17 protein-coding genes are annotated in these 20,858 nt (G+C 60.8%); 8 read left to right on the forward strand and 9 right to left on the reverse strand.

The window, feature by feature from the left end:
• Nucleotides 1-35: 35 nt before the first annotated feature.
• The 5 genes from FX984_RS02335 to FX984_RS02355 form a co-directional block, all read right to left on the reverse strand.
• Complete coding sequence (locus FX984_RS02335; protein WP_027605876.1) at nucleotides 36-413, reverse strand: response regulator; 378 nt, start codon at nucleotides 411-413, stop codon at nucleotides 36-38.
• Between the two features lie 78 nt (nucleotides 414-491).
• Nucleotides 492-1,685, reverse strand: a complete 1,194-nt coding sequence (locus FX984_RS02340) for a hybrid sensor histidine kinase/response regulator (protein WP_027605877.1) — start codon at nucleotides 1,683-1,685, stop codon at nucleotides 492-494.
• Nucleotides 1,679-2,278: a chemotaxis protein CheB gene (locus FX984_RS02345; protein WP_027605878.1), complete on the reverse strand. Its 600-nt coding sequence runs from the start codon at nucleotides 2,276-2,278 to the stop codon at nucleotides 1,679-1,681. The genes FX984_RS02340 and FX984_RS02345 overlap by 7 nt, the downstream gene beginning before the upstream one ends.
• A complete protein-coding gene (locus FX984_RS02350) occupies nucleotides 2,275-3,105 on the reverse strand; it encodes a CheR family methyltransferase (protein ID WP_174562736.1) in 831 nt (276 codons plus the stop codon). The genes FX984_RS02345 and FX984_RS02350 overlap by 4 nt, the downstream gene beginning before the upstream one ends.
• Entirely contained in the window at nucleotides 3,106-6,603 is a 3,498-nt protein-coding gene (locus tag FX984_RS02355) for a response regulator (protein ID WP_098479503.1), read from the reverse strand.
• A gap of 230 nt (nucleotides 6,604-6,833) precedes the next feature.
• Between FX984_RS02355 and FX984_RS02360 the strand changes: the two genes are divergently transcribed.
• The 5 genes from FX984_RS02360 to FX984_RS02380 all read left to right on the forward strand — a co-directional run bounded on the left by FX984_RS02360 (nucleotide 6,834) and on the right by FX984_RS02380 (nucleotide 15,252).
• On the forward strand, nucleotides 6,834-10,388 hold the full coding sequence (locus FX984_RS02360) for a hypothetical protein (RefSeq protein ID WP_141543027.1): 3,555 nt from the start codon (nucleotides 6,834-6,836) through the stop codon (nucleotides 10,386-10,388).
• 238 nt (nucleotides 10,389-10,626) lie between these two features.
• A complete protein-coding gene (locus tag FX984_RS02365; RefSeq protein ID WP_092357991.1) occupies nucleotides 10,627-10,992 on the forward strand; it encodes a response regulator in 366 nt (121 codons plus the stop codon).
• A gap of 200 nt (nucleotides 10,993-11,192) precedes the next feature.
• Complete coding sequence (locus tag FX984_RS02370; RefSeq protein WP_027606558.1) at nucleotides 11,193-12,593, forward strand: DUF1254 domain-containing protein; 1,401 nt, start codon at nucleotides 11,193-11,195, stop codon at nucleotides 12,591-12,593.
• Between the two features lie 131 nt (nucleotides 12,594-12,724).
• A complete protein-coding gene (locus FX984_RS02375; RefSeq protein ID WP_146476333.1) occupies nucleotides 12,725-14,272 on the forward strand; it encodes a J domain-containing protein in 1,548 nt (515 codons plus the stop codon).
• Nucleotides 14,269-15,252 carry a DUF3829 domain-containing protein gene (locus FX984_RS02380; protein WP_027606560.1) on the forward strand — a complete coding sequence of 328 codons (984 nt, stop codon included), beginning with the start codon at nucleotides 14,269-14,271 and terminating at the stop codon, nucleotides 15,250-15,252. The genes FX984_RS02375 and FX984_RS02380 overlap by 4 nt, the downstream gene beginning before the upstream one ends.
• 3 nt (nucleotides 15,253-15,255) lie before the next feature.
• On the opposite strand, the gene FX984_RS02385 is transcribed toward FX984_RS02380, so the two are convergent.
• Nucleotides 15,256-15,927: a DUF3313 domain-containing protein gene (locus FX984_RS02385; protein WP_027606561.1), complete on the reverse strand. Its 672-nt coding sequence runs from the start codon at nucleotides 15,925-15,927 to the stop codon at nucleotides 15,256-15,258.
• Nucleotides 15,928-16,061: 134 nt separating this feature from the next.
• Nucleotides 16,062-16,556, reverse strand: a complete 495-nt coding sequence (locus tag FX984_RS02390; protein ID WP_027606562.1) for a hypothetical protein — start codon at nucleotides 16,554-16,556, stop codon at nucleotides 16,062-16,064.
• A gap of 194 nt (nucleotides 16,557-16,750) precedes the next feature.
• Between FX984_RS02390 and ccoN the strand changes: the two genes are divergently transcribed.
• From ccoN to FX984_RS02405, 3 genes are all read left to right on the forward strand, one after another.
• Entirely contained in the window at nucleotides 16,751-18,178 is a 1,428-nt protein-coding gene (gene ccoN / locus FX984_RS02395) for a cytochrome-c oxidase, cbb3-type subunit I (protein WP_146476332.1), read from the forward strand.
• 1 nt (nucleotide 18,179) lies between these two features.
• The gene (locus FX984_RS02400; protein ID WP_098479482.1) at nucleotides 18,180-18,389 is read left to right on the forward strand and encodes a CcoQ/FixQ family Cbb3-type cytochrome c oxidase assembly chaperone; all 210 of its coding nucleotides are present in this window, start codon (nucleotides 18,180-18,182) and stop codon (nucleotides 18,387-18,389) included.
• A 90-nt stretch (nucleotides 18,390-18,479) separates the two neighbouring features.
• Nucleotides 18,480-19,235 carry an aspartate/glutamate racemase family protein gene (locus FX984_RS02405; protein WP_223841589.1) on the forward strand — a complete coding sequence of 252 codons (756 nt, stop codon included), beginning with the start codon at nucleotides 18,480-18,482 and terminating at the stop codon, nucleotides 19,233-19,235.
• On the opposite strand, the gene FX984_RS02410 is transcribed toward FX984_RS02405, so the two are convergent.
• Together FX984_RS02410 and FX984_RS02415 are read right to left on the reverse strand one after the other, a co-directional pair.
• Nucleotides 19,169-19,681 (reverse strand): GNAT family N-acetyltransferase, encoded by a 513-nt coding sequence (locus FX984_RS02410; RefSeq protein WP_146476331.1) that lies wholly within the window; start codon nucleotides 19,679-19,681, stop codon nucleotides 19,169-19,171. The genes FX984_RS02405 and FX984_RS02410 overlap by 67 nt on opposite strands.
• Before the next feature lie 61 nt (nucleotides 19,682-19,742).
• On the reverse strand, nucleotides 19,743-20,807 hold the full coding sequence (locus tag FX984_RS02415) for a DUF1176 domain-containing protein (RefSeq protein WP_027606566.1): 1,065 nt from the start codon (nucleotides 20,805-20,807) through the stop codon (nucleotides 19,743-19,745).
• Nucleotides 20,808-20,858: the final 51 nt, after the last annotated feature.

Below are 20,858 nucleotides of genomic sequence, written 5' to 3' on the forward strand. Positions count from 1 at the left end.
AGGCTCAGGAAGAGCCTGATTCACCACTTGGCCCTTCAGGCCAACAAACGCTGTATATGCTCCTGCAAGGTATCCAGGTCAAACGGCTTGGCCAGGATCGGCGCATTGCGCGTGATCGGGCTGTTGCAGTCGAGAATTTCCTGGGGGTAGCCGCTGATAAAGATCACTTTCAATTCCGGGCGCAACTTGATGGCCGGCTCAGCGATCTGCACGCCGGAAATCCCACCGGGCAAACGGTAGTCGGTGACCATCAGGTCCAAGTGTGGCTTGGTGGCGAGGATTTCAAAGGCCTGCTCCCCGTTGATCGCCTTCAATACCCGATACCCCAGGCCGGCCAGGTACTCACCCAGCACAAACATAATGGATTCGTCGTCCTCGACGATCAGTACGACATCTTGTGCATCTTCACTCATGGGAAGCCTTTGTCCGGTCAATTGCTGCAATTACGACCATGGGGTCACGTAGAGGTTGCGTCGGGGTGACGATTGATTTCATGCCGACGGTTCAAGGGGCAGGCACACCCGGAACAAGGCGCCCTGGCCTATCTGGCTCTCGACCTCGATGGTGCCGCCATGGGCGGCCACGATCTGTTCGGAAATAAACAACCCAAGGCCCAGTCCCGCGGCAACCTGGCTGGCTGACACCCGTTCGAACTGCTGGAAAATACGCTTCTGGTTCTCTTCGCTGATGCCGATCCCGTGGTCACGCACTTCTACCCTGGCTTCGCCATGCTCGGTATACACGCGCACCTCCACCGGGCTCTTGGCCCCGTAGCGCAGGGCGTTGGTCAGCAGGTTGGTGACCACCTGTTCGATACGAAACTCATCCCAATTGCCCACCACCGGCCCCTCGGCCGCCAGGTGCATCGACGATTCGGCGGCGGCTACCTGCGGTGCGAAATTCTCCACCAGGTTGCTCACCAATTGCGCCAGGTCGAAGCGCCCCGGGCGTATCGACAGTTTGCCGGTGCGGATACGCGAGACGTCGAGCATGTCTTCGATCAGGCGGATCAGGCTCTGGATCTGGCGCTCATCGCGGTCGACCATGGCGTGCATCTTGTCCAGAGTGAACGCGGCGGCGTTATCCCGGGCCAGGTGCATCTTGCGCAGCTGGGTTTCGAGGATCAGGCCGTTAAGGGGCGTACGCACCTCGTGGGCGACGATCGACATGAAGTCGTCGCGCATGCGCACTGCCTGCTCCAGCTCGGCCTGGGTGGCCTGCAGGCGCGTGAGCAACAGCTCCTGCTCGCGGCGGCTGCGTTCCAGGGCTTCGACTTGCTGCTTCATCGCCTTGCTCTGGCGGTACAGGTCGACAAACACATTGACCTTGCTCTTGACCGCGTGGATATCCAGCGGCTTGTGCAGGAAGTCCACGGCGCCACTTTCATAGCCCTTGAACGCATAGTTGAGTTCACGGCCGGCGGCGCTGACGAACACAATCGGGATGTTCTTGGTTTTCTCGGTGCCGCGCATCAGTTCGGCCAGCTCGAACCCGTTCATGCCGGGCATCTGCACATCGAGAATCGCCATGGCGAACTCGTGTTCCAGCAACAGGGACAAGGCTTCATCGGCGCTCAAAGCCTTGAAGACCTGACGGTCCTCGCGCTTGATCAACGCTTCGAGGGCCAGCAGGTTTTCCGGCAGATCATCGACGATCAGCAGTTTGGCCTGGACAGTACTTAACATGGGGAGGATTCCAGGGAAGCCAGCAATGCGGCAATGTGGCTCAGGGTCAGAATATGGTCAGGGGTGTGCAGGGCCAGGGCCGCCCGCGGCATCACGGCAATCCGTGCTTCGCTGGGGTCCTGGACCACCGTGGTACCGCCCGAGTGCTTGACATGGGCCAGCCCGTGGGCGCCGTCCTGATTGGCCCCCGTCAACAAAATCGCCAGCAGGCCCTTGCCATAGGCATCGGCGGCGGAGGCAAACAGGTAGTCGATCGCCGGCCGGGAATGGTGTACCCGCTCTTCCTGGCTGAGGGACAGGCTGCGGTCATGCTCGACCGAAAGGTGATAACCGGGCCCGGCGAAATACAACGTGCCCGCCTGGATCGCTTCCTTGTCCTGCCCTTCCCTTACCGGAATCGGCAGGCGTCGCGCAAAGACTTCCGCCAGTTGGCTGCGGCGCTCATCCGGCAGGTGCAATACGGCAATGATCGGCAGGCCGAAGGTGTCGGGCAGTTCGCTGAAAATACTCAGCAACGCCTCGACGCCGCCGGCGGAGGCGCCGACGACGATGGCTTCAATCCCGCGAATCGGGTTGGCGGCAACGTCGTTCATGATTTGCGGTAGATCCGTTCCTGCTTGACCAAGGGTTCGAATTGCTTGCTGTAGGCGGAAAAGTCCAGGGTTTCCTTACTGCCCAGGACCAGGAAGCCGCGATGGCACAGCGACTCGTGAAACAATCCAAACGCTCGATCCTGCAATTTTTTATTGAAGTAGATCAGAACGTTACGACATGAAATTAATTGAGTTTCTGAGAATACACTGTCGGTCGCCAGGCTGTGGTCGGCGAAGGTCACATTCTCACGCAACGATTTGTCGAAGATCGCGTAATCGTAAGCCGCCGTGTAGTAGTCGGCAAATGATCGCTGCCCCCCGGCCTGCTGATAATTGGCGGTGTAGGCCCGCACGTTCTCCAGGGAGAAGATGCCTTGCTTGGCTTTATCCAGGGACGCGGGGTTGATGTCGGTGGCATAGATGATCGTGCGTTCCAGCAGCCCTTCCTCACGCAGCAGGATGGCCATGGAGTACACCTCCTCCCCTGTGCTGCAGCCGGCAATCCAGATCTTGATCGACGGGTAAGTCTTGAGCAGCGGCACCACTTCCTGGCGAATGGCCAGGAAGTGCGACGGGTCGCGAAACATCTCGCTCACCGGGATCGTCAGGAACTGCAGCAACTGCATGAACGCTGCCGGGTCATGCAACACCCGCTCCTGCAGCGCAGAAATCGTAGCGCAGTCGAACTGGCGCAAGGCATGGGCCACGCGGCGTTTGACCGACGCGCCGGAGTAGTCGCGAAAGTCGTAGCTGTACTTGAGGTAAATCGCCTCGATCAACAGGCGCAGCTCAATATCGCTGCTCTTCTCCAAAAAACGTTGCTCCACTTAAATGCGTTCCATCTTCGGTAGCCACACGCGAATCAGCGAGAACAGGCGATCCAGGTCGATCGGCTTGGCCAGGTAATCGTTGGAACCCGCCGCGAGGCAGCGCTCCTGGTCGTCTTTCATGGCCTTGGCCGTCACCGCGATGATCGGCAGTTTCTTCCAGCGCGGGTCCTGGCGGATCAAGGCGGTGGCCTCGTAGCCGTCCATCTCCGGCATCATCACGTCCATCAGCACCAGGTCGATATCGTCGACTTCATTGAGTCTCTCGATGGCTTCGCGGCCGTTACGCCCGATCACCACCACGGCACCTTTATGCTCCAGGGCGCTGGTCAGGGCGAAGATGTTACGCACATCGTCGTCCACCAACAGAATCTTGCGCCCCTCGAATACCTTGTCGCGGCTGCGGGCGGTCTTGAGCATCTTCTGGCGGTCATGGGACAGCTGGGATTCGACTTTGTGCAGAAAGAGTGTGACTTCATCGAGCAGGCGCTCTGGCGAACGGGCGCCCTTGATGATGATCGAGCGCGAATACTTGCGCAGTTCGGCCTCTTCATCGCGGGTCAGGTTGCGCCCGGTGTAGACGATCACCGGCGGGAACGAGCAGATATCTTCGGTGGCCATGCGCTTGAGCAACTCGTTGCCCAGCATGTCCGGCAGCTTGAGGTCGATGATCATGCAGTCATAGACGTTGGTGCGCAGCAGCTCCAGGGCGGCCTGGGCGTAGCCGACATCGGTGATTTCGATGTCATCGTCGCCGATCAGGCGGGCAATGCTGTCGCGCTGCAGGTCATCGTCCTCCACCAGCAGTACGCGCTTGACCTTCTGGGTCAGCTTGGCCTCAAGGCGCGCAAACACGTCCTTGAGCTCTTCGCGCGTCGTCGGTTTTACCGCATAGCCGATGGCGCCCATGTGCATGGCGGCTTCGACACGGTCTTCCACGGAAATCACGTGCACCGGGATATGGCGCGTGTTGGCGTGCTCCTTGAGGCGTTGCAGCACGGTGAGCCCGGAATGGTCCGGCAGGCGCATGTCCAGCAGGATTGCATCGGGAATGTACTCCTCGGCCAGGCTGTAGCCCTCGTCCGCGCCGTGGGCCACCAGGCACTGGTAACCCAGCTCATGGGCCAGGTCGAACAGGATGCGGGCGAAGTTCGGTTCGTCCTCCACCACCAGGATGCAGCGGGTGGTGAACGGCGCCTTGTCGCGGTCATCGGCGAAGCGCGGGATCTGCCTGGTGTCGGCCACCGGCAGCGGCGAAATTGCGATGGGCGTGGGTGCGGGCGCTGTCACCACCTGGCGCGGTTGCTCGATCGGCGCGGCATCTTCCTCGCGTTCGACATACTGCTCCGGCAGCACCAGGGTAAAGGTACTGCCTTTGCCGGGTTCGCTGGTCACGCTGATATAGCCGCCAAGCAACGCGGCCAGGTCGCGGGAAATCGACAGGCCCAGGCCCGTGCCGCCGTAACGGCGGTTGGTGGTGCCATCGGCCTGGCGGAACGCCTCGAAGATGCTTTCCTGCTGGTCCGGGGCAATCCCGATGCCCGAATCGCGCACGGTAAAGGCGATGCCTTCCCCAGGCGCGCGGGACACCGACAGGCTGACCTCGCCTTGCTCGGTGAACTTGATCGCGTTGGAGAGCAGGTTCTTGAGGATCTGCTCCAGGCGCTGGCGGTCGGTGAACAGCATGATCGGTGCATCGGCCTGCACCTGCACCTGGAAGCCCAGCTTACGGTCGGCGGCCAACGGTTCGAACATCCCGCGCAGGCCATCGACCAGGCGCGTGACGCTTGAGTTTTCCGGGCGCACTTCCAGCTTGCCGGCTTCCACCTTGGAAATATCCAGGATGTCGTTGATCAGGTTGAGCAGGTCATTGCCCGCCGAATAGATCGACTCGGCAAACTTGACCTGTTCGGCGCTGAGGTTTTCCTGGGGGTTTTCCGCCAGCAACTTGGCCAGGATCAACGAACTGTTCAGCGGCGTGCGCAGTTCGTGGGACATATTGGCGAGGAATTCGGACTTGTACTTGCTGGAGCGCTGCAATTCATCGGCGCGATCTTCCAGCTCCAGCTGGGCCTGGTTGAGTTCGACGTTCTTGCGGTCCATGGCGTCGCGCTGTTCGGCCAGGGTCTGGGTCTGTTCGGCCAGTTGCTCGTTGGTCTGCTCCAGCTCGGCCTGCTGGGTTTCCAGGTGAGCCTGGGACTCCTTGAGAATGCGCGACTGCTCTTCGAGTTCTTCGTTGGCGGTCTTGAGTTCTTCCTGCTGTACCTGCAGTTCTTCGTTGAGCTGCTGGGTTTCGGCCAGCACTTCCTGCAGGCGTTGGCGATAACGGGCGGCCTCGATGGAGGTGCCGATATTGCCGGCGATCAGCTCCAGCAGTTCGACGTCGCGCTCCTCCAGCGGGCGCAAAAAGCCCAGTTCGATCACACCGTTGACGCGGTCGTCATCGCTGGTCGGAACCACCAGCACGCTGCGGGTCGAGCCTTCGCCCAGGCCGGAGCTGACCTTGAAGTAGTCCACCGGCACGTCGTCCAGGCGAATCAGGCGATCGAGCTGGGCGGCCTGCCCAACGATTCCCTCATCGCTGTAGATCGACTGCTCCAGCTGTTCCTGCTCGCGGGAGAAGCCATAGGTGGCCACACGCTTGAGGCCGCCGTGCTCTTCGCGCACATACAGCGCCGCCACCGCCGAGCCCATATATTGGGCAAAGAACTGCAGGATATTGCGCCCGAGCATGTTCAAGGTCAGTTGGCCGAGCACCTGTTCGGCCAGTTCGGTCTGGCCGTTACGCAGCCACGCCTGCCGCTCCAGGCGTTGTGCGATCTTCTGTTGTGACGCGAGGTTTGCGCTGTAACTATCTGACAGGGCGATTAAATTTTTTCTACCGATATACGCCAGGATCCCGCTCAGGCCGAGAACGAACAACAGATAGAGGGTGACGCTGATCACCGTGGTGCGCGTGACCTGTTCATTGCGAGTGATCCGGAACTGTTGCTCCATCGCCACCGCGTCTTCGTATTCCTTGCGGATTTCGTCGGTCAGGCGCTTGCCCCGGCCGGACTTCACGGCGTTGCGATAGTCACCGCTTTGGCGCTGCAGGTCGATCATCGACTGGGCGTATTTGTTCCATTCGGCTTGCAGGGCTTCCAGGCGTTTCAGACGGTCCACCTGTTGCGGGTTATCCGCCACCAGCTCCTGCAGGTTACGCAGGTCGGCAATGATGCGCGGCTTGGCCACTTCGTACGGGTCGAGGAAGTGCTCGTCCCCGGTGATCAGGAAACCACGCATGCCGGTTTCAAGATCGACGGTCAGCTTGGACGACTCATTGAGGTTGTTGATGACCCGGTCCGTGTGTTCCACCCACTGGATCACCGAGAGCAAATAGGTGATCAGACAGACGAAAAACACCGCGCTGAGCACGCCCACACCCAGGGGCAATGCCACGTTTCGGCTGAGCAGTGTACGAAAGCTCTTTTCATCGACGGACGACGCGGGAGTCATGGGCATGCCTTGGCCAAATAGGGAAAAACCGGGAGTTTGCCCCAAAGTGTCGGTAGAGGGCTACGTTTCTGACGCGGATTAAGGTTTAAACCCATGAACACGCCCAACTTGCCACCGCCGACGCCCGACATTTATGGAACCAATGCCGGAGGAACACCTTGGTGCGCTCCCGACACTCAACGGAGGTCTGAAGCAGGTCCAGGGAGGACCAACAACCACAGGTAATGAAGATGGCATCCTCATTGAGCTTCCAACCACGCCCCTCGGTTATAGATCACTCCATTGCATCGACGCCTGCTCAGTCGCAGGCCACCCCTGGTAACACCCTGTCCACCCACAGCGACCCCGTCGCCACATCTGCACGACGCTCCGCGGATGAATCGCAGCCTCTTTCACCCCAAGCACGCGCACAGGCAAACGCACAGAACTGGAAAAACCTCGCGCACCAGCTCACCGAGGCGACGAAGAGCCTGGGAGAGGACGCGGCTCCAGCCGCCGTGTTGTCACATTTGAAAACCACTCAAACAGTCATTGATCCACACTCGGCCTTTCACGCGTCCGGCGCTCCGGGCAGCGACTCCACTGTCAACCTGGAAAGCTTTATCAAGCACCATGATTTACCTATCCCTGAAACCCGAGCCGACCTGCTTCACCTGGCAGATGCCGCGAACGCCCGCGCCTTGGAACCGCCGCTGGGTGATCTCGGCGGAGGCTTATCCTGGCCCCTTCCCCTGACCCAGGAACAACGCCGCAAGATACGGGTCATCGTCGAGTCCGGCATCCTGCGCCGCAATATCCAGGCAGAGCCCTCCTTAGCTCGGGCAGAGCTGGCCAAAGGGGCGCTGGGTGCGCTTATCAAGGCCAGCGCGCTTTCGGATGTCGAACTGCAAGACCCCGCGAGGGCGCTGGACACCCTGCTCAAGTCCCCCATGGCCCAGACCATAGGGCAGACAATCCAGGGCGGGCTGAATGGAATCGCCACGCCCACCAGTATCAGCGACTACCTGTTGGCCGCCCTTCACATCGGTCTCGATCGTGAGTCCGTCGTGTTGCCTGTGAGAAATTCAATCGCTGGCTTTGACTTGGGCCATCAAAACTATTGGGGCCTGCCACCGTCAGCCATCGTCCAGGGGCTCAGTGATCATCTGGTGGCTAAAGGCCGGGCTACGCCAGCCACGGCCAAGCTGGCCACTCACCTGTTGCTGTCACGTACAGCGCCCCAGTTCCTGGTCAGGGATATTCCCGGCTCGCTGGTCAACGGCAGCCAGGCCTGGGTGAGTTTCTGCCTGGCGGTGGCCAAGGTCGAGGCGAGTGCCCCGGGGACGGCATCCCGGATGAGCTACGGCCAGGTCATGAGTGCCGCACAAGCCCTGAATGATCCAGCGGAGCACATCATCACGCCCTTGTTGCTGGATTGGGGCGTGTCCAACGGACTGGTCGCAAAGAAGGACGATGCCTCCTACACCCCTCAGGAAGTGGACAGCATCCGGACCGCGTTCAATGAGCAGTTAAGCGCCAGAGTCAAGGCCTCCCAATCATTGATGGCCGAGACTCCAAGCAGAAAAGCCATCGCCCTGGAAAAGCTCAAGGAGCACTTTGGCGAGGGCATCGACTTTGAGTCAAAAAGTCTCTCAACCGTTTCCGATGACGAGGCCAGGCAACTGCCTGGCAAGCACTCGATGCTGGACATGGCGATGATGGGCATTAACGTCAACTGGAGAACCGACGACCCTGGCCTTCCTATCCACGCGATCAACCAGCAACCCAGGCTCAACGTCAATGGGACATTCCTGGGGCAATACGAATCGGCAATCGAATCACTCAAAGATGGCATTCAGACCCAGGTAAAACACATGATTTCCGAGCTGCCAGTGGAAGATCGGAAAAACCTGGAGTTCGGTAAAATCGAATTATTTCAATACAACCAATACAAGATTGGCAGGGGTTTCATAAACCCGGCCGCTTTCCAATCCAAGCTCAACGAATTGCTGGTAAGAACCGAAAGGCAGGTTGACGGAAAAACCGAGGTCAATGTTTATGAGATCGATGTCCGGAACAAACGCATCGTCAAGCGACAGAGTGAGGCAGCCATTACGCGGGGTGAATGGCGCGACGCGAATATATTGACCAAAGTCGAAAAGTTCACCCCTGGGCATCAGGACCGGCTCGGGCAAGAACAGCCGCCGGAGGACCCTTCTCGTCCCCCATCGAGTTTCACCTCTGCCCGAACACACGACCTGGCAGGCGCTTTTTTTGAGCACCTTGATATCGAAAGCCAATGGCAGCAAGCCAATGGAAGCACCACACTCGATCAGCAGAAAGAAAATGATGAGCGACTGAGGCAGTTTTCTCTCAACTTGATTCCCTTGAGATCGGCCATTGTCAACTTCCGCGACGGTGACTATGAAGCCGGGCTCATGGACCTTGGCCTGGATGCGCTGGGGCTGCTGACCGCGGGCTACGGTGCGGGCGCAAAGGTCGCCAAGGTGGCTTCATCCTCGGCGTCCGCTGCCATGAAGGCACTGCAGGCGGGTCGCGTCATCGGCAGTAGCCTTATCAGCTCGCTCAACCCGTTGAGCGGAGTGAGGAGCGCGGCGACGGGAGCCGCCAAGCTGGCCACGCGCGGCGCACGATTTCTCGGCGATTCCGGGCAGTTACTGATCAACAAGGTGCGTGGCGCGTCCGGAAGCTATGACCTGTTGAAGGCCGCAAACAAGGAACATGGCCCGACGCTGATAGGGTCTTATAAGGTCGGAGAGCAAAGTGTCGAAGGCTTTGCCGTGTTGAAAAACGATCAGTGGTTCAGTTATGACCCTGTCCGGAACCTGCCCTATGGCCCGCCAATCGAGGATTTCTCCCCCCTGCGCGGCAATCTGTTCGGTAGAGTCGCAGATAAATGCCTGGCGAGTGTCGGAACGAATATCGCCGGCGCGAGAACCTCCAACACACTTCCAAAATTCAACCTGGGTTATCGAAACGGCGCATTGGATGATCTGCCGGATTACGCTGGACAGCGCAGTTTCGAGGCGTTGATGGCATTGGCGGCAAAACCTGGTAGGACCCCTGAAGAAATGGGGATTCTGGCCAGGGAGTTGAAGGCCAAAAGAATTGAAGAGGGCGAGTATTTCACTGCGTTGCTTACCCGCGACGTCGAGAATCTTCCCGGCGTCTCCATCAATCGCTTTGCCCAGACGGACTACCTCGGCCGTGTTGATTTGACCTCCAACGGAGATTGCGCAGGGCTATCGAATGCTATGGCGCTCGCCTTGCACCGAGGAGACGAAACAACATTCCTCGACAACCTTCGCAAGGCCTCCACGACTAAATCTCCCTCTTCGCTGCATGACAAATTCAATCAGGATTTAAAAACACTGCATTACGCCGTAAACACAAAAGACACCTTCCATATAAACGCCACCCCTTCACTGTTCAATCCTCAGTCCATCATTGACGATCTGAGCAAGTCCACGACGTCAAAATACCTGAGGATCAGCACGGAAGATCACGCCATGCTGGCAGGCATCAGAGTCAAGGATGGCCAAAAAGAGTGGTTTTTCTTCGAACCCAATAGCGGGATGGTCAGGTTTGACAACGTAGAGTCCATGCGCGAAGGCGTCGAAAAAATCCTCAACAGCGGCAGTATCAGCAGCACCTTGAAACCTAAGGTTTCGCCGGCGGGCAAAAAGGAATTCCACGTGAGCGCGTTCCAGCCCAATGACATCGTCACAGACAAGATCGACAGTTTTGCGGTTTCAATGATGGTGTCCACGCCCTTGCCGTCTTGATGCATGGGATTGCCCCGGCCCCCGGCAGGGCTGGGGCTCCTGAAAAAGCAAGGCGTTGAACGGCGCGCAGGAGGGTGCCACTGACAGCTCGCGGCCCCTCGTGGTTAACGCGACATTTTCCTCCATTCCCGTCACAATGCCCGCGCCAACGGAACTTGCCGAGATTGACGCGACTCATTAGAGAATGATCTTTCAACCGCTAAAGACCTGCACCTCCATTTTTTCGGGAACCCTCATTATGTCCGCAGCCCCCTCCACCCTCCTTGTCGTCGAAGACGATGCCATCGTGCGCATGTTGATCGTTGATGTGCTCGAAGAGTTGGAGTTCCTGGTGCTTGAAGCTGCAGACGCTGAAGAAGCCTTGAAAATTGTCGAAAATGCCGCGCAGCACATCGACCTGATGATGACCGACGTCGGCCTGCCGGACATGGACGGCAAGCAATTGGCAGCCAAGGTGCGAGCGTTGCGCCCCAGCCTGCCGATCCTGTTTGCCAGCGGCTATGCCGAGAACATCGATGTGCCCGCCGGCATGCAGGTGATCGCCAAGCCGTTCTCCATCGATCAATTGCGCGACAAAGTCAAATCGATGCTGCCTGCCGCCTGACCCCCCCCCTCTTTTACACAATGCCGCCCATCGAGGCGGCTATTTGTGCGTCTTTACCCACAGGTTCAAGCCGCCGTACGGATCGGCATTGATGAGTTCGCATAATTCGCAGGGATTAACGTGACGTTCGGGAAATAAAACAGGAAACTCATCGCCTTTATTCCCCGTCAGTCAAACGCACTTTGGAAGGACGCGACAACATGATTGGAAAACCGACGCGCCTGCTGTTGGCGAGCCTCTCGATACTCATGAGTACCGGCGCCTGGGCCGACTTTACCGCCACCCCCAGCGAAGCCCGGGCCATCGCCAAGGAAGCCTACCTGTATGGCTACCCGGTGGTGGAGATGTACAAGACGCTCTACACCCAGGCCGTCGACAAGGGCGGTGCCAACTTCAAGGCACCGTTCAACCACATCGGCAACACTGCCCAGATCGTCACTCCCAAGGACACCGCCTTCGCCACCCCGAACCTGGACACGCCCTACTCCTTCGTCTGGCTGGACCTGCGCAGCGAGCCCCAGGTCCTGACACTGCCCAGGATCGAAGACAACCGTTATTACTCGGTGCAGTTGATCGATCTCTACACGCAGAACATCGCCTACCTGGGCACCCGCAGCACCGGCAACAACGGCGGCCACTACATGATCGCCGGCCCTGACTGGAAAGGTCAGCAGCCGGTCAACGTGGACCGGGTGGTGTACAGCGAAAGCAACATCGCCTACGCCCTCTACCGTACGCAGTTGTTCGACGAGAAGGACCTGAACAAGGTCAAGCAGATCCAGAACGGCTACAAAGTGCAGTCACTGAGCAGCTACGTGAAGCAAGCCGCGCCGGCCAAGGCTCCGAAAGTGGAGTGGCCCAAGCCCATGGCGACCATGACCGAAGGCCCGCAACTGTTTCGCTACCTGAACTTCATGCTGGCCTTCGCCGCGCCCCAGGACAGCGAGAAAGACCTGCTGGCGCGCTTCGCCAAGATCGGTATCGCCCCAGGCGCGCCCTTCAAGGTCAAGGCGTTGACCGCTGAACAGCGCAAGGCCCTGGAAGACGGTATCTCCGATGCCCGCGCCGAGTTTGCCGCGTTCAAAAAGGACAAGGTCGACACGCATCAGGTCTCCAGTGCCGATTTGTACGGCAGCCGCGACCACCTGAACAACAATTACCTGTACCGCTACGCCGGTGCGGACATGGGGGTTTTCGGTAACTCCGGCGATGAGGTCGCGTACCTGAGCTACGTCATCGACAGCGAGGGCAAGCCTGCCAACGGCGCACGCCACAGCTACACCGTGCATTTCGCCAAGGACCAGTTGCCACCGGCCGATGCGTTCTGGTCGCTGACCATGTACGACGCCAAGACCAAGCAACTGGTGCCCAACCACAAGAAACGCTACCTGATCAACTCGCACATGCTGTCCGGCCTCAAGCGCGACGCCGATGGCGGCCTGACCCTGGCCCTGCAGCACCACGAGCCGCCTAAAGCCGAGCAGAGCAACTGGTTGCCGGCCCCACCCGGTCCGTTCTACGCAATCCTGCGGATTTACCTGCCCACGCCTGAGGTGGGTAACGGCCAGTGGAAGCTGCCGCCGTTGACGCCGCTTAAGTAACACCACGTGCCCGGTCGCCGCAGGGCTGGACCGGGCCAGTCCTACCGCGAGCCCTACCCCCTACTACCGCTGGTTTATCAACCCGTAAAACAGGTAATGTGCGCGCGATTGCCTACGGAGTTGCACTGCACATGACTTGCTGGAATGTCCTCGGCCTGGCCCCGGATGCCGATAGCCGCGCGATCAAGCGCCAATACGCCGCCCTGCTGAAGAAAACCCGGCCGGATGATGACCCCGAGGGTTTCCAGCGCCTGCGCGAAGCCTATGAGGCCGCACTGGCGTGGAGCCAGAGCCTGCAGGAAGTCGACGAAGTGATCATCGACATCCGGGGCGACAGCCTTGCCGACCACTACCAGGCGGCCATGGCCCATGGCAATGCGCTGCACTTTGAAATCCAGCTGTTGTTGCGCGACATCGAGGGGCATCTCAACCCCGAAGACACCCGCTGGGCCTTTGAAACCTTCAACTGGCTGACGGCCTGGCAGCGCCTGGAGTTGCCCGGCGAGCTGATCGAAAGACTCGAGCGCAAGCACCGCAGCGCCTTGCAGCAACCCTTGCGCCAGGCCCTTGAGCAAAAGGACGAGGCTGCGTTCCTGGCTGCCTATGCCGCGCGCTCCGAGCATCCCTGGGTGAACAATCACCCGCATGCCGAGTGGTTCAACCAATGGCTGGCCCGCCTGCTTGCGCAGAGTCACTACTGGTCGAGCGCGGTGTTCGACGCGGTGTGCGCCGGCCAGCACTGGCATGGCGGCGCCGGTCATGACTGCCCGGCGGGGGATTGGGCGCGGCTGTTGCAACGCCAGCAAGGCCCGGTCTTCATGGCACGTCAACGGGCACTGGCCACTGAAGCGCCCAACAGCCCGCAACAACGTGCCGCCCGGCTGCTATTGGCACCGATGAGCCTGGGGCAGCGCCGTGCCTTCGCCCAACGCTTCGATGAACATGACTGGAAAGCTTGCCAGGCACTCAGCGCAGATATCTACGCCGACCATGTGGCCGAAGCCGAAGCGATGCCCGGCGGTACCGTGTATTTCTGGCAAGGCTGGGACACGACCATGGACACCTGGCCCTGGATTGTCGCACTGGTGTTGAGCTGCCTGGTGGGCGTGCTGGTGAATGCCGAGCCCCTGGCCGGCAATGTGCTGCCGACCTTGGGCTACGGCCTGCTGTGGGCGTTGAGCGCCGTGATAGGCGCGGGATTGGCTTGGCAGGTCTGGCGCCCGCTGGCTCATCAGTACCGCGTGCTCGATGAACGATTCAGTGAGCGCCTGCCGCGCTGGTTCAGCCCTACTCACCTGCCGTTGCTGCCGATACGGGACCTGCTGCCAGGGCTGATCCTTGCCGCAGCGCTGGGTTACGCGTTCGGCCCGTTTGCCAGCCTGGCGCTGGTCGCGACCCTGGCGGTTATCGGCGTCATCAAGCGGCCCTTCATGAACAGCCACACCCCCTGGACCGCCCGCCACCCACGCTGGACGGCCCTGGGCATGGTGCTGTTGGTCACCAGTGGGATTGTGCTGTACGCCGGCTTGACGGTGCTCGACAACCAGCAACACGTGACCCGTAACCAGGGCCTGCAACAGTGGCCCGAACGCCTGTGCAGCCGCATGCCTCGCACCGCCCCCGACTGTCAGGCGCCCGCCACCCAGGCACAGTGGTATGGCCAGGAGGCCGCGCAATGAATCCGAAATGGTTGTTACCCATCAGCCTGGTATTGGGCCTGGGATTGCTCGGTGTGGCCGGCGCCACCAAACCGCTGCAACGCGTGCAATTATGGCTCGACCAACGGGACAGCCCTGCCACCGCGACGGCCAGCGCACTGGCGCCGATCATTGACTGCGTGAACCGCATTGATCGCGATACGCGCCTGGCGTACTACCGTATGCGTTCGACACAGCCCGAAGCGCCCACCCAGGATAAGTTTGGCGACCGTGACGAGCCCGAGCCACGCCTTATCCAGGCGGCGGTCTGTTCGCAGCTGTACACACTCAAACTAGAGCGCCAGCAGCCCGGAAGCCACCTCGGTACTCTCGCCACGGTGTATGCCGACAAGCTGAATAAATTCACCTCGCTGGCGGACATGGTTGACCCGATACAAACCGAAGGTATGCCGTCGAACATGCGCCAGTTTGTGGCGCAGGCCATGAACAAGAGTCTGGAAGGGAAACTGGCTCAGCGGGGCGAAGAATACCTGAGGGCATCCGCCGAGTTACGCACCCAGTTGGAAAACGAAGACATCCATCTGCGTCCGGTACAACTGGCGCGAATCGAATCGCGCTTCGGCCGGGACCTGCATTGGCACCTGCTCAACCATATGATCGCGGCTCGCCAGGCGATGAACCAGATTGACCAGGGTGTACGCGACGCCAGCCTGACGCCCCAGCAACTGCTCAGTTTGACCGAGACGCTGCAACAGGCCAGCGATGCCAGCAAGGCCTTCCTGGTTAAAATGCCACGCAGCAAACGGGAGGATGAGGCTACTCACCTCTGGTATGCCACCCGCTCGTCAGCCGACGCGTACCTCCAGGCGTTGCGTACCCTGCATCGGGACTGGCGGGAACACGCCTCGCCGCAGCAACTGAGTGATGACTACTACCTCATCACCCGTCGCTACGACGCCCTGCTCAGCTACTACAACAAACCCGCCAGGAATGCGTTCTAGTCCCTAGTGTTTTTTCAGCTTCACATACGACTGATGCAGGTCCGACGCCCAGCCATCGATCACGCCTTTCACGTCATCGGCCTTCATCACCTGCGAGTCGTTGGACAGCGGCTTGCCCGTGCCCTTGCGCACCACTTGGGCGAGCACCTTGCCGTTGGCGCCGTCGAGGAACTGCGCCTCGGTGCCCAGGGTGGTTTCCTGGTCGCGGATGCCGGTGCCGGTACTCACCGCTGCCGCCACCAGGGCCACCGGCACGAATTCATAGGGTTTGAGGCCTTCGGTCTTGCTGCTGACGGCGGTGATCGCCGCACGTACCACCATCACACCGGGACCGGGCCCGTTGGCCAGGGGCAGTGATTTGCCCAGCTCACGCTTGAGCGCCTGGTTGAAGTAGGTGTTGATACCATTGAGGGTGCTTTCGGGGATTTTCGTGGTGGCCTGGGGCTTGGGGTAGAACTGCGTCGGTTCGATATACACCGCGGTATAGCGGCTCAGGTCGAGTTGGGGGTCTACCCAGCGCATCACCTCGACCCCCGAAGGCGACTTGGCTTCCTTGAGTTGGCTGTAGTCGGACAGAAAGCCTGAATACTCGTCCGGTTGGGTGACCTTGCTGGCGCAGCCGGCCATTGCGATGGAGGCCACGCACAGCGTACTGATCATTAGCCTTAGTTTCATCATTGAACTCCCTGGCGATCATCATCGAAACATGGAGCTGTAGGTATAGCCAATCCTGGGCAAAAAATGCGTATTTCCACCCAGTGTTTGACACACCGGCGTCCCCCATCGACGTTGCGCGAAGCGGGAGCCCCTCAGCCGCGTTCGCGCGGAATCAGGCTCTGCAACTGCGAGGCCAGGAAATTGGCGTCGAAGCCAAAGGTGTCCGGGTCTTTGAGGCCATTGGTTTTCTTCCACAGCCAGTCGTTTTTGTCGGCCGGCAGCACCAGCGACACGCTGCCGTGGCGGGCAGCGGTCAAGCCCATCACCGAGAGCGAGATCACGCCGCCCACGCCCATGACTTCAGGCACGAACTCCACGGTCTTGCCGGTGATCTGCACCAGCAGCTTTTCGGTCTTGAAGGTCGAGGTCTCCACCGGCACGCCCGGCCCGCTGGCGACATAGGCTTCACGGTGCACCTCCAGCAGGCCGACAGTCTTGACCGGCTCCAGCCATTGCTCGATCTGCCCGAACAGCTCGTCGAGCTTGTGCGTCCAGCGCGCCGACTGCACATCGAACTGTTGCTTCTTGTGCGCTTCGCTATCGGCGTAATGACGAAGCATCTCGCCCAGTTGCTGTACATCGTCCATTGCGGATTTCCTTGGGTGTGCCAGGTTGCGATGCCGGATCATGGCAGATGCGGCCACTCACCGTACGATTAACGCTGATAGGCCTGTGGGCGTGCCTGTCGACTGATCCGCTGTAATGAGCTTTTTCTGAGCCTGTTTTGTTTTTCCCGCGTTTCCTACAGTGCCCGCCACTTGGAACCGTGGGAGGACTGAGCATGAGCACAGCAACAACCGGGCAGGCCTATAACTATAAAGTCGTCCGCCAATTCGTGATCGCCACCCTTGTGTGGGGCGTGGTGGGCATGGCCATGGGCGTGTGGATCGCCTCGCAACTGGTCTGGCCGCAGATGAACCTGGACCTGCCCTGGACCACGTTCGGCCGGTTGCGGCCTTTGCACACCAGCCTGGTGATCTTTGGCTTCGCCGGCAGTGCGCAATTTGCCGCCAGTTACTATGCGGTGCAAAGGACCTGCCAGGTGCGCCTGTTTTCCGACCGCCTGGCTGCGTTTACCTTCTGGGGCTGGCAGTCGGTGATCGTGATCATGCTGGTCAGCCTGCCCCTGGGCTACACCACCACCAAGGAATACGCCGAGATCGAGTTTTCCGGCGCGGTGTGGATGACCGTGGTGTGGGTGGCCTACGCCATTGTGTTCTTCACCACGGTGGTAAGGCGCAAGACCCAACATATCTACGTGGGCAACTGGTTTTTCGGCGCGTTTATCCTGGTGATCGCCATGTTGCACGTGGTCAATCACCTGGCGATCCCGGTGGATTGGTTCAAGTCCTACCCGGTGTATTCCGGCGCGACCGATGCCATGGTGCAGTGGTGGTACGGGCATAACGCCGTGGGCTTTTTCCTGACCACCGGTTTCCTGGGGATGATGTATTACTTCGTGCCCAAGCAGGTGGGCCGGCCGGTGTACTCCTATCGCCTGTCCATCGTGCACTTCTGGGCGCTGATCACCCTGTACATCTGGGCCGGCCCGCACCATTTGCACTACACCGCCTTGCCCGATTGGGCGCAGTCACTGGGCATGGCGATGTCGCTGATCCTGCTGGCCCCGAGCTGGGGCGGCATGATCAACGGCATGATGACCTTGTCGGGGGCCTGGCATAAGCTGCGCACCGACCCGATCCTGCGTTTCCTGGTGCTGTCCCTGGCGTTCTATGGCATGTCGACCTTCGAAGGCCCGATGATGGCGATCAAGACCGTCAACGCCCTCTCCCACTACACCGACTGGACCATCGGCCACGTACACGCCGGCGCCCTGGGCTGGGTGGCGATGATCACCTTCGGCTCGCTGTACCACATGATCCCCAAGGTCTTCGGCCGCGAGCAGATGCACAGCGTGGCGCTGATCAACCTGCACTTCTGGCTGGCGACCATCGGCACGGTGCTGTACATCGCGTCGATGTGGGTCAACGGCATTACCCAAGGCCTGATGTGGCGAGCGGTGAACGACGACGGCACCCTCACCTACTCGTTTGTCGAAGCCTTGCAGGCCAGCCATCCGGGGTTTGTGGTGCGGTTTGTCGGCGGCGTGTTTTTCCTCACGGGCATGTTGCTGATGGCCTACAACACGTGGCGCACAGTGCGGGTCGCAGACTTGAACGTGGCCCGGCTCGATGCGCGGATCGCCTGATATGTGGAGCGTGCTGATCGTGGTGTGCCTGTACGCTGCGGTGGAGTATTGCCTGCGCGGGCAGACCGAGACGAGCCTGGACGAAGCCAGCATGTTGCCGTTCGCCGACGACCCGGAGGTGGCGCGGCGCGTGGAGCAGGCCACGGGTAAACCCATCCGCGCCATTGCCGCGGAGCAACCCCGGCCGGGATGGGTCAACCTGGACATGTGAAACTGCTCCGGTCATTTGGCGGGCAACTGCGTATGACTATTCAGCGGCCGATGGGTAAGGTGAAGCGACTTTCCCTGTCAGGAGCATCGCATGCGCACCATCGGCCTTATCGGCGGCATGAGCTGGGAGTCCAGCGCCGAGTACTACCGCATCATCAACCAGCGCGTGCGCGACCAGCTCGGCCCGCTGCGCTCGGCCCAGGTGTTGATGTACAGCGTGGACTTCGGCCCGGTGGAACAGGCCCAGCACGCCGGGCGCTGGGATGACACCGCGCTGATCCTGGAAGACGCCGCGCGCCGTTTGCAGGCCGGCGGCGCCGAGTGTGTGGTGCTGTGTACCAACACCATGCATTTGGTGGCGCCGCGTATCGAGGCGGCGGTGTCGATTCCGTTCCTGCATATCGCCGATGCGGCCGCTGCGGCGGCGGTGGCAGCCGGCACCCTGACCGTCGGCTTGCTCGGCACCGCGTTCACCATGGAGCAGGATTTTCTCACGTCGCGCCTGGCCGCCCAGGGCCTCACCGTGCTGGTGCCGGACGCGGAGGAGCGCCGCGCCGTGCACCGGATCATCTATGAGGAGTTGTGCGTCGGCGTGATCAGCGATGCATCACGCCAGGTTTACCTGCGGGTCATCGAGTCCCTGGCCGCACGGGGTGCCCAGGCGGTCATCCTCGGCTGCACGGAAATCAGCCTGCTGGTCAAGCCCGAACACAGCGACCTGCCGCTGCTGGACACCACCGAGCTGCATGCGCAGGCTGCGGTGGCGTTTGCGCTGGAGGGTCAAGCCGACTGGCGCAGGCGCGCCATGCTCAGGGTGTCGACAAACACCCCATCGCGCAGGGCGTAGTCACGCAAGCGCCCTTCGATCTCGAAGCCGAACTTGCGGTACAGGTGGTGCGCGGCGTCGTTGTCGGCGTACACCGTGAGTTCCACCCGGTGCAGGTTCATCCAGTTGTCGGCCACGTCCAGCGCGGCCGTCAACAGCCGCGAGCCTACGCCCTTGCCCTGCCAGGCCGTCGCCACGCCCATGCCGAACGAACCGACATGGGCCTGGCGTACGCGCAGGTACTGTTCCAGGCCCAGTTGGCCGATCACCTCGCCGCCGTGCACCGCCACCAGTTGCAGGCGCCGCTCGTTGTCGGTGACCAGGCGTTTGCGCCAGACATCCACCGACTGGAACGGCATCTGCAGCACCTGCCGGCACACGGCCGGTTCGTTATAGAGCGCCGCCACACCTTCAAGGTGGGCCTCGGTAAAGCGCTGGATCACGATATGGGGCTCAGGTGCGTGCATGGGGTTTCATCCTTTGAAAGACACGTGGCCGGCCAGTGTAGAGGCCATGCCTGCTCCCTGGCTAGGGCGCCGGCACGGTCGTCCATAACGACGGCCAGTCGCCGTAACCGACACCGGTGCAGCGCGGCATGCTATGAAACTCACTGAGCTGGAACGCCTTGCCGTCAAACACCCAGACACCACCGCCGCCACAGTCACCGATGCCGCGCTGCTTGTAGAAATAACTCAAGGTGCCGGTGGCTTCGTCATAGCCCACCGAGCCTTGCAGCGCAGCACCGTCCAACGGCAAGGGCTCAATCTCCAGGGGCGTTTGCGCATAGGGCGCCTGACGCTGGCGGCTGACCACGTCGAACTCACAGTTGTAGGCCGCGCAGTCGTAACGCACCACCGTCATTGCCTGTTGCGCCGTCAGCGCCCCGGCCTTTGCCTCGGGCTCACCCTCCTCCGAGGTCACGGCCTGCACTGCAGCGGCCACCAGCCCGGCCTGTTCCTGCGCGGTCAACGTCGGCGGCGCAGGGAACTTGCGCAACACCGGCGTCGGCAAACGTGGCGGCACCTCACGGGCCGGCGCTTTTCCGGGGCGTGCCAGGGCCGTCACGTTATCCACCCGCCCCTGCACCGCATCCATCAACAGCAGCGAAGCGCTCAGGCCGCTCAGCGACACATGGGCCTGTTCGTCGCCCGGCAATTGCAGGCGCTGGCCATTGCGCAAACGCTGCAACCAGCGACGCGCCGCAGCGTCCTCGATCACACCGTAAGACTGCACCTCGGGATCGCCGCCCTGATCGTCCAGTTCCACATGCAGATCCCGGGTCAGCTCCAGGCCCAGCGGCTGACCGTCCAACAGCAAGGTCGACAGGTCCAGCGCTTCGCCACGGTGGTCGAAGCGCAGGCGCAGATACCCTTCGGAACCGGCCTGATGCCAGATATGCAAGGTCAGGGAGCTGTAGTCTTCTTCATCGACGCCACTGGGCGCGCTGAGGGCATGGCAATTGCGCAGGTTGTCGCACCCGGTGACCCAGTTCTTGATTTCCCGCAGCAGCGGTACGGTTTCAGCGGGCGGTTGAGCGAAGGCCTGGGTGGCGCTGCCGGTCAGCAGCAGGGCCAGGAGTACGGGGCGCAGCATGGGGACTCTCCGTGTCGAAAAATGACGCGGATTGTCCCATGTTCACTATTT

It is taken from the genome of Pseudomonas marginalis, assembly GCF_008692035.1.
Classification (GTDB): Bacteria; Pseudomonadota; Gammaproteobacteria; order Pseudomonadales; family Pseudomonadaceae; genus Aquipseudomonas; species Aquipseudomonas marginalis.

Bases quoted from the DNA above. Each gene is read 5' to 3' on its own strand.
- FX984_RS02335 (WP_027605876.1), bottom strand. From the start codon at position 413: ATGAGTGAAGATGCACAAGATGTCGTACTGATCGTCGAGGACGACGAA.
- FX984_RS02340 (WP_027605877.1), bottom strand. From the start codon at position 1,685: ATGTTAAGTACTGTCCAGGCCAAACTGCTGATCGTCGATGATCTGCCG.
- FX984_RS02345 (WP_027605878.1), bottom strand. From the start codon at position 2,278: ATGAACGACGTTGCCGCCAACCCGATTCGCGGGATTGAAGCCATCGTC.
- FX984_RS02355 (WP_098479503.1), bottom strand. From the start codon at position 6,603: ATGACTCCCGCGTCGTCCGTCGATGAAAAGAGCTTTCGTACACTGCTC.
- FX984_RS02360 (WP_141543027.1), top strand. From the start codon at position 6,834: ATGGCATCCTCATTGAGCTTCCAACCACGCCCCTCGGTTATAGATCAC.
- FX984_RS02365 (WP_092357991.1), top strand. From the start codon at position 10,627: ATGTCCGCAGCCCCCTCCACCCTCCTTGTCGTCGAAGACGATGCCATC.
- FX984_RS02370 (WP_027606558.1), top strand. From the start codon at position 11,193: ATGATTGGAAAACCGACGCGCCTGCTGTTGGCGAGCCTCTCGATACTC.
- FX984_RS02375 (WP_146476333.1), top strand. From the start codon at position 12,725: ATGACTTGCTGGAATGTCCTCGGCCTGGCCCCGGATGCCGATAGCCGC.
- FX984_RS02380 (WP_027606560.1), top strand. From the start codon at position 14,269: ATGAATCCGAAATGGTTGTTACCCATCAGCCTGGTATTGGGCCTGGGA.
- FX984_RS02385 (WP_027606561.1), bottom strand. From the start codon at position 15,927: ATGAAACTAAGGCTAATGATCAGTACGCTGTGCGTGGCCTCCATCGCA.
- FX984_RS02390 (WP_027606562.1), bottom strand. From the start codon at position 16,556: ATGGACGATGTACAGCAACTGGGCGAGATGCTTCGTCATTACGCCGAT.
- ccoN (WP_146476332.1), top strand. From the start codon at position 16,751: ATGAGCACAGCAACAACCGGGCAGGCCTATAACTATAAAGTCGTCCGC.
- FX984_RS02400 (WP_098479482.1), top strand. From the start codon at position 18,180: ATGTGGAGCGTGCTGATCGTGGTGTGCCTGTACGCTGCGGTGGAGTAT.
- FX984_RS02405 (WP_223841589.1), top strand. From the start codon at position 18,480: ATGCGCACCATCGGCCTTATCGGCGGCATGAGCTGGGAGTCCAGCGCC.
- FX984_RS02410 (WP_146476331.1), bottom strand. From the start codon at position 19,681: ATGCACGCACCTGAGCCCCATATCGTGATCCAGCGCTTTACCGAGGCC.
- FX984_RS02415 (WP_027606566.1), bottom strand. From the start codon at position 20,807: ATGCTGCGCCCCGTACTCCTGGCCCTGCTGCTGACCGGCAGCGCCACC.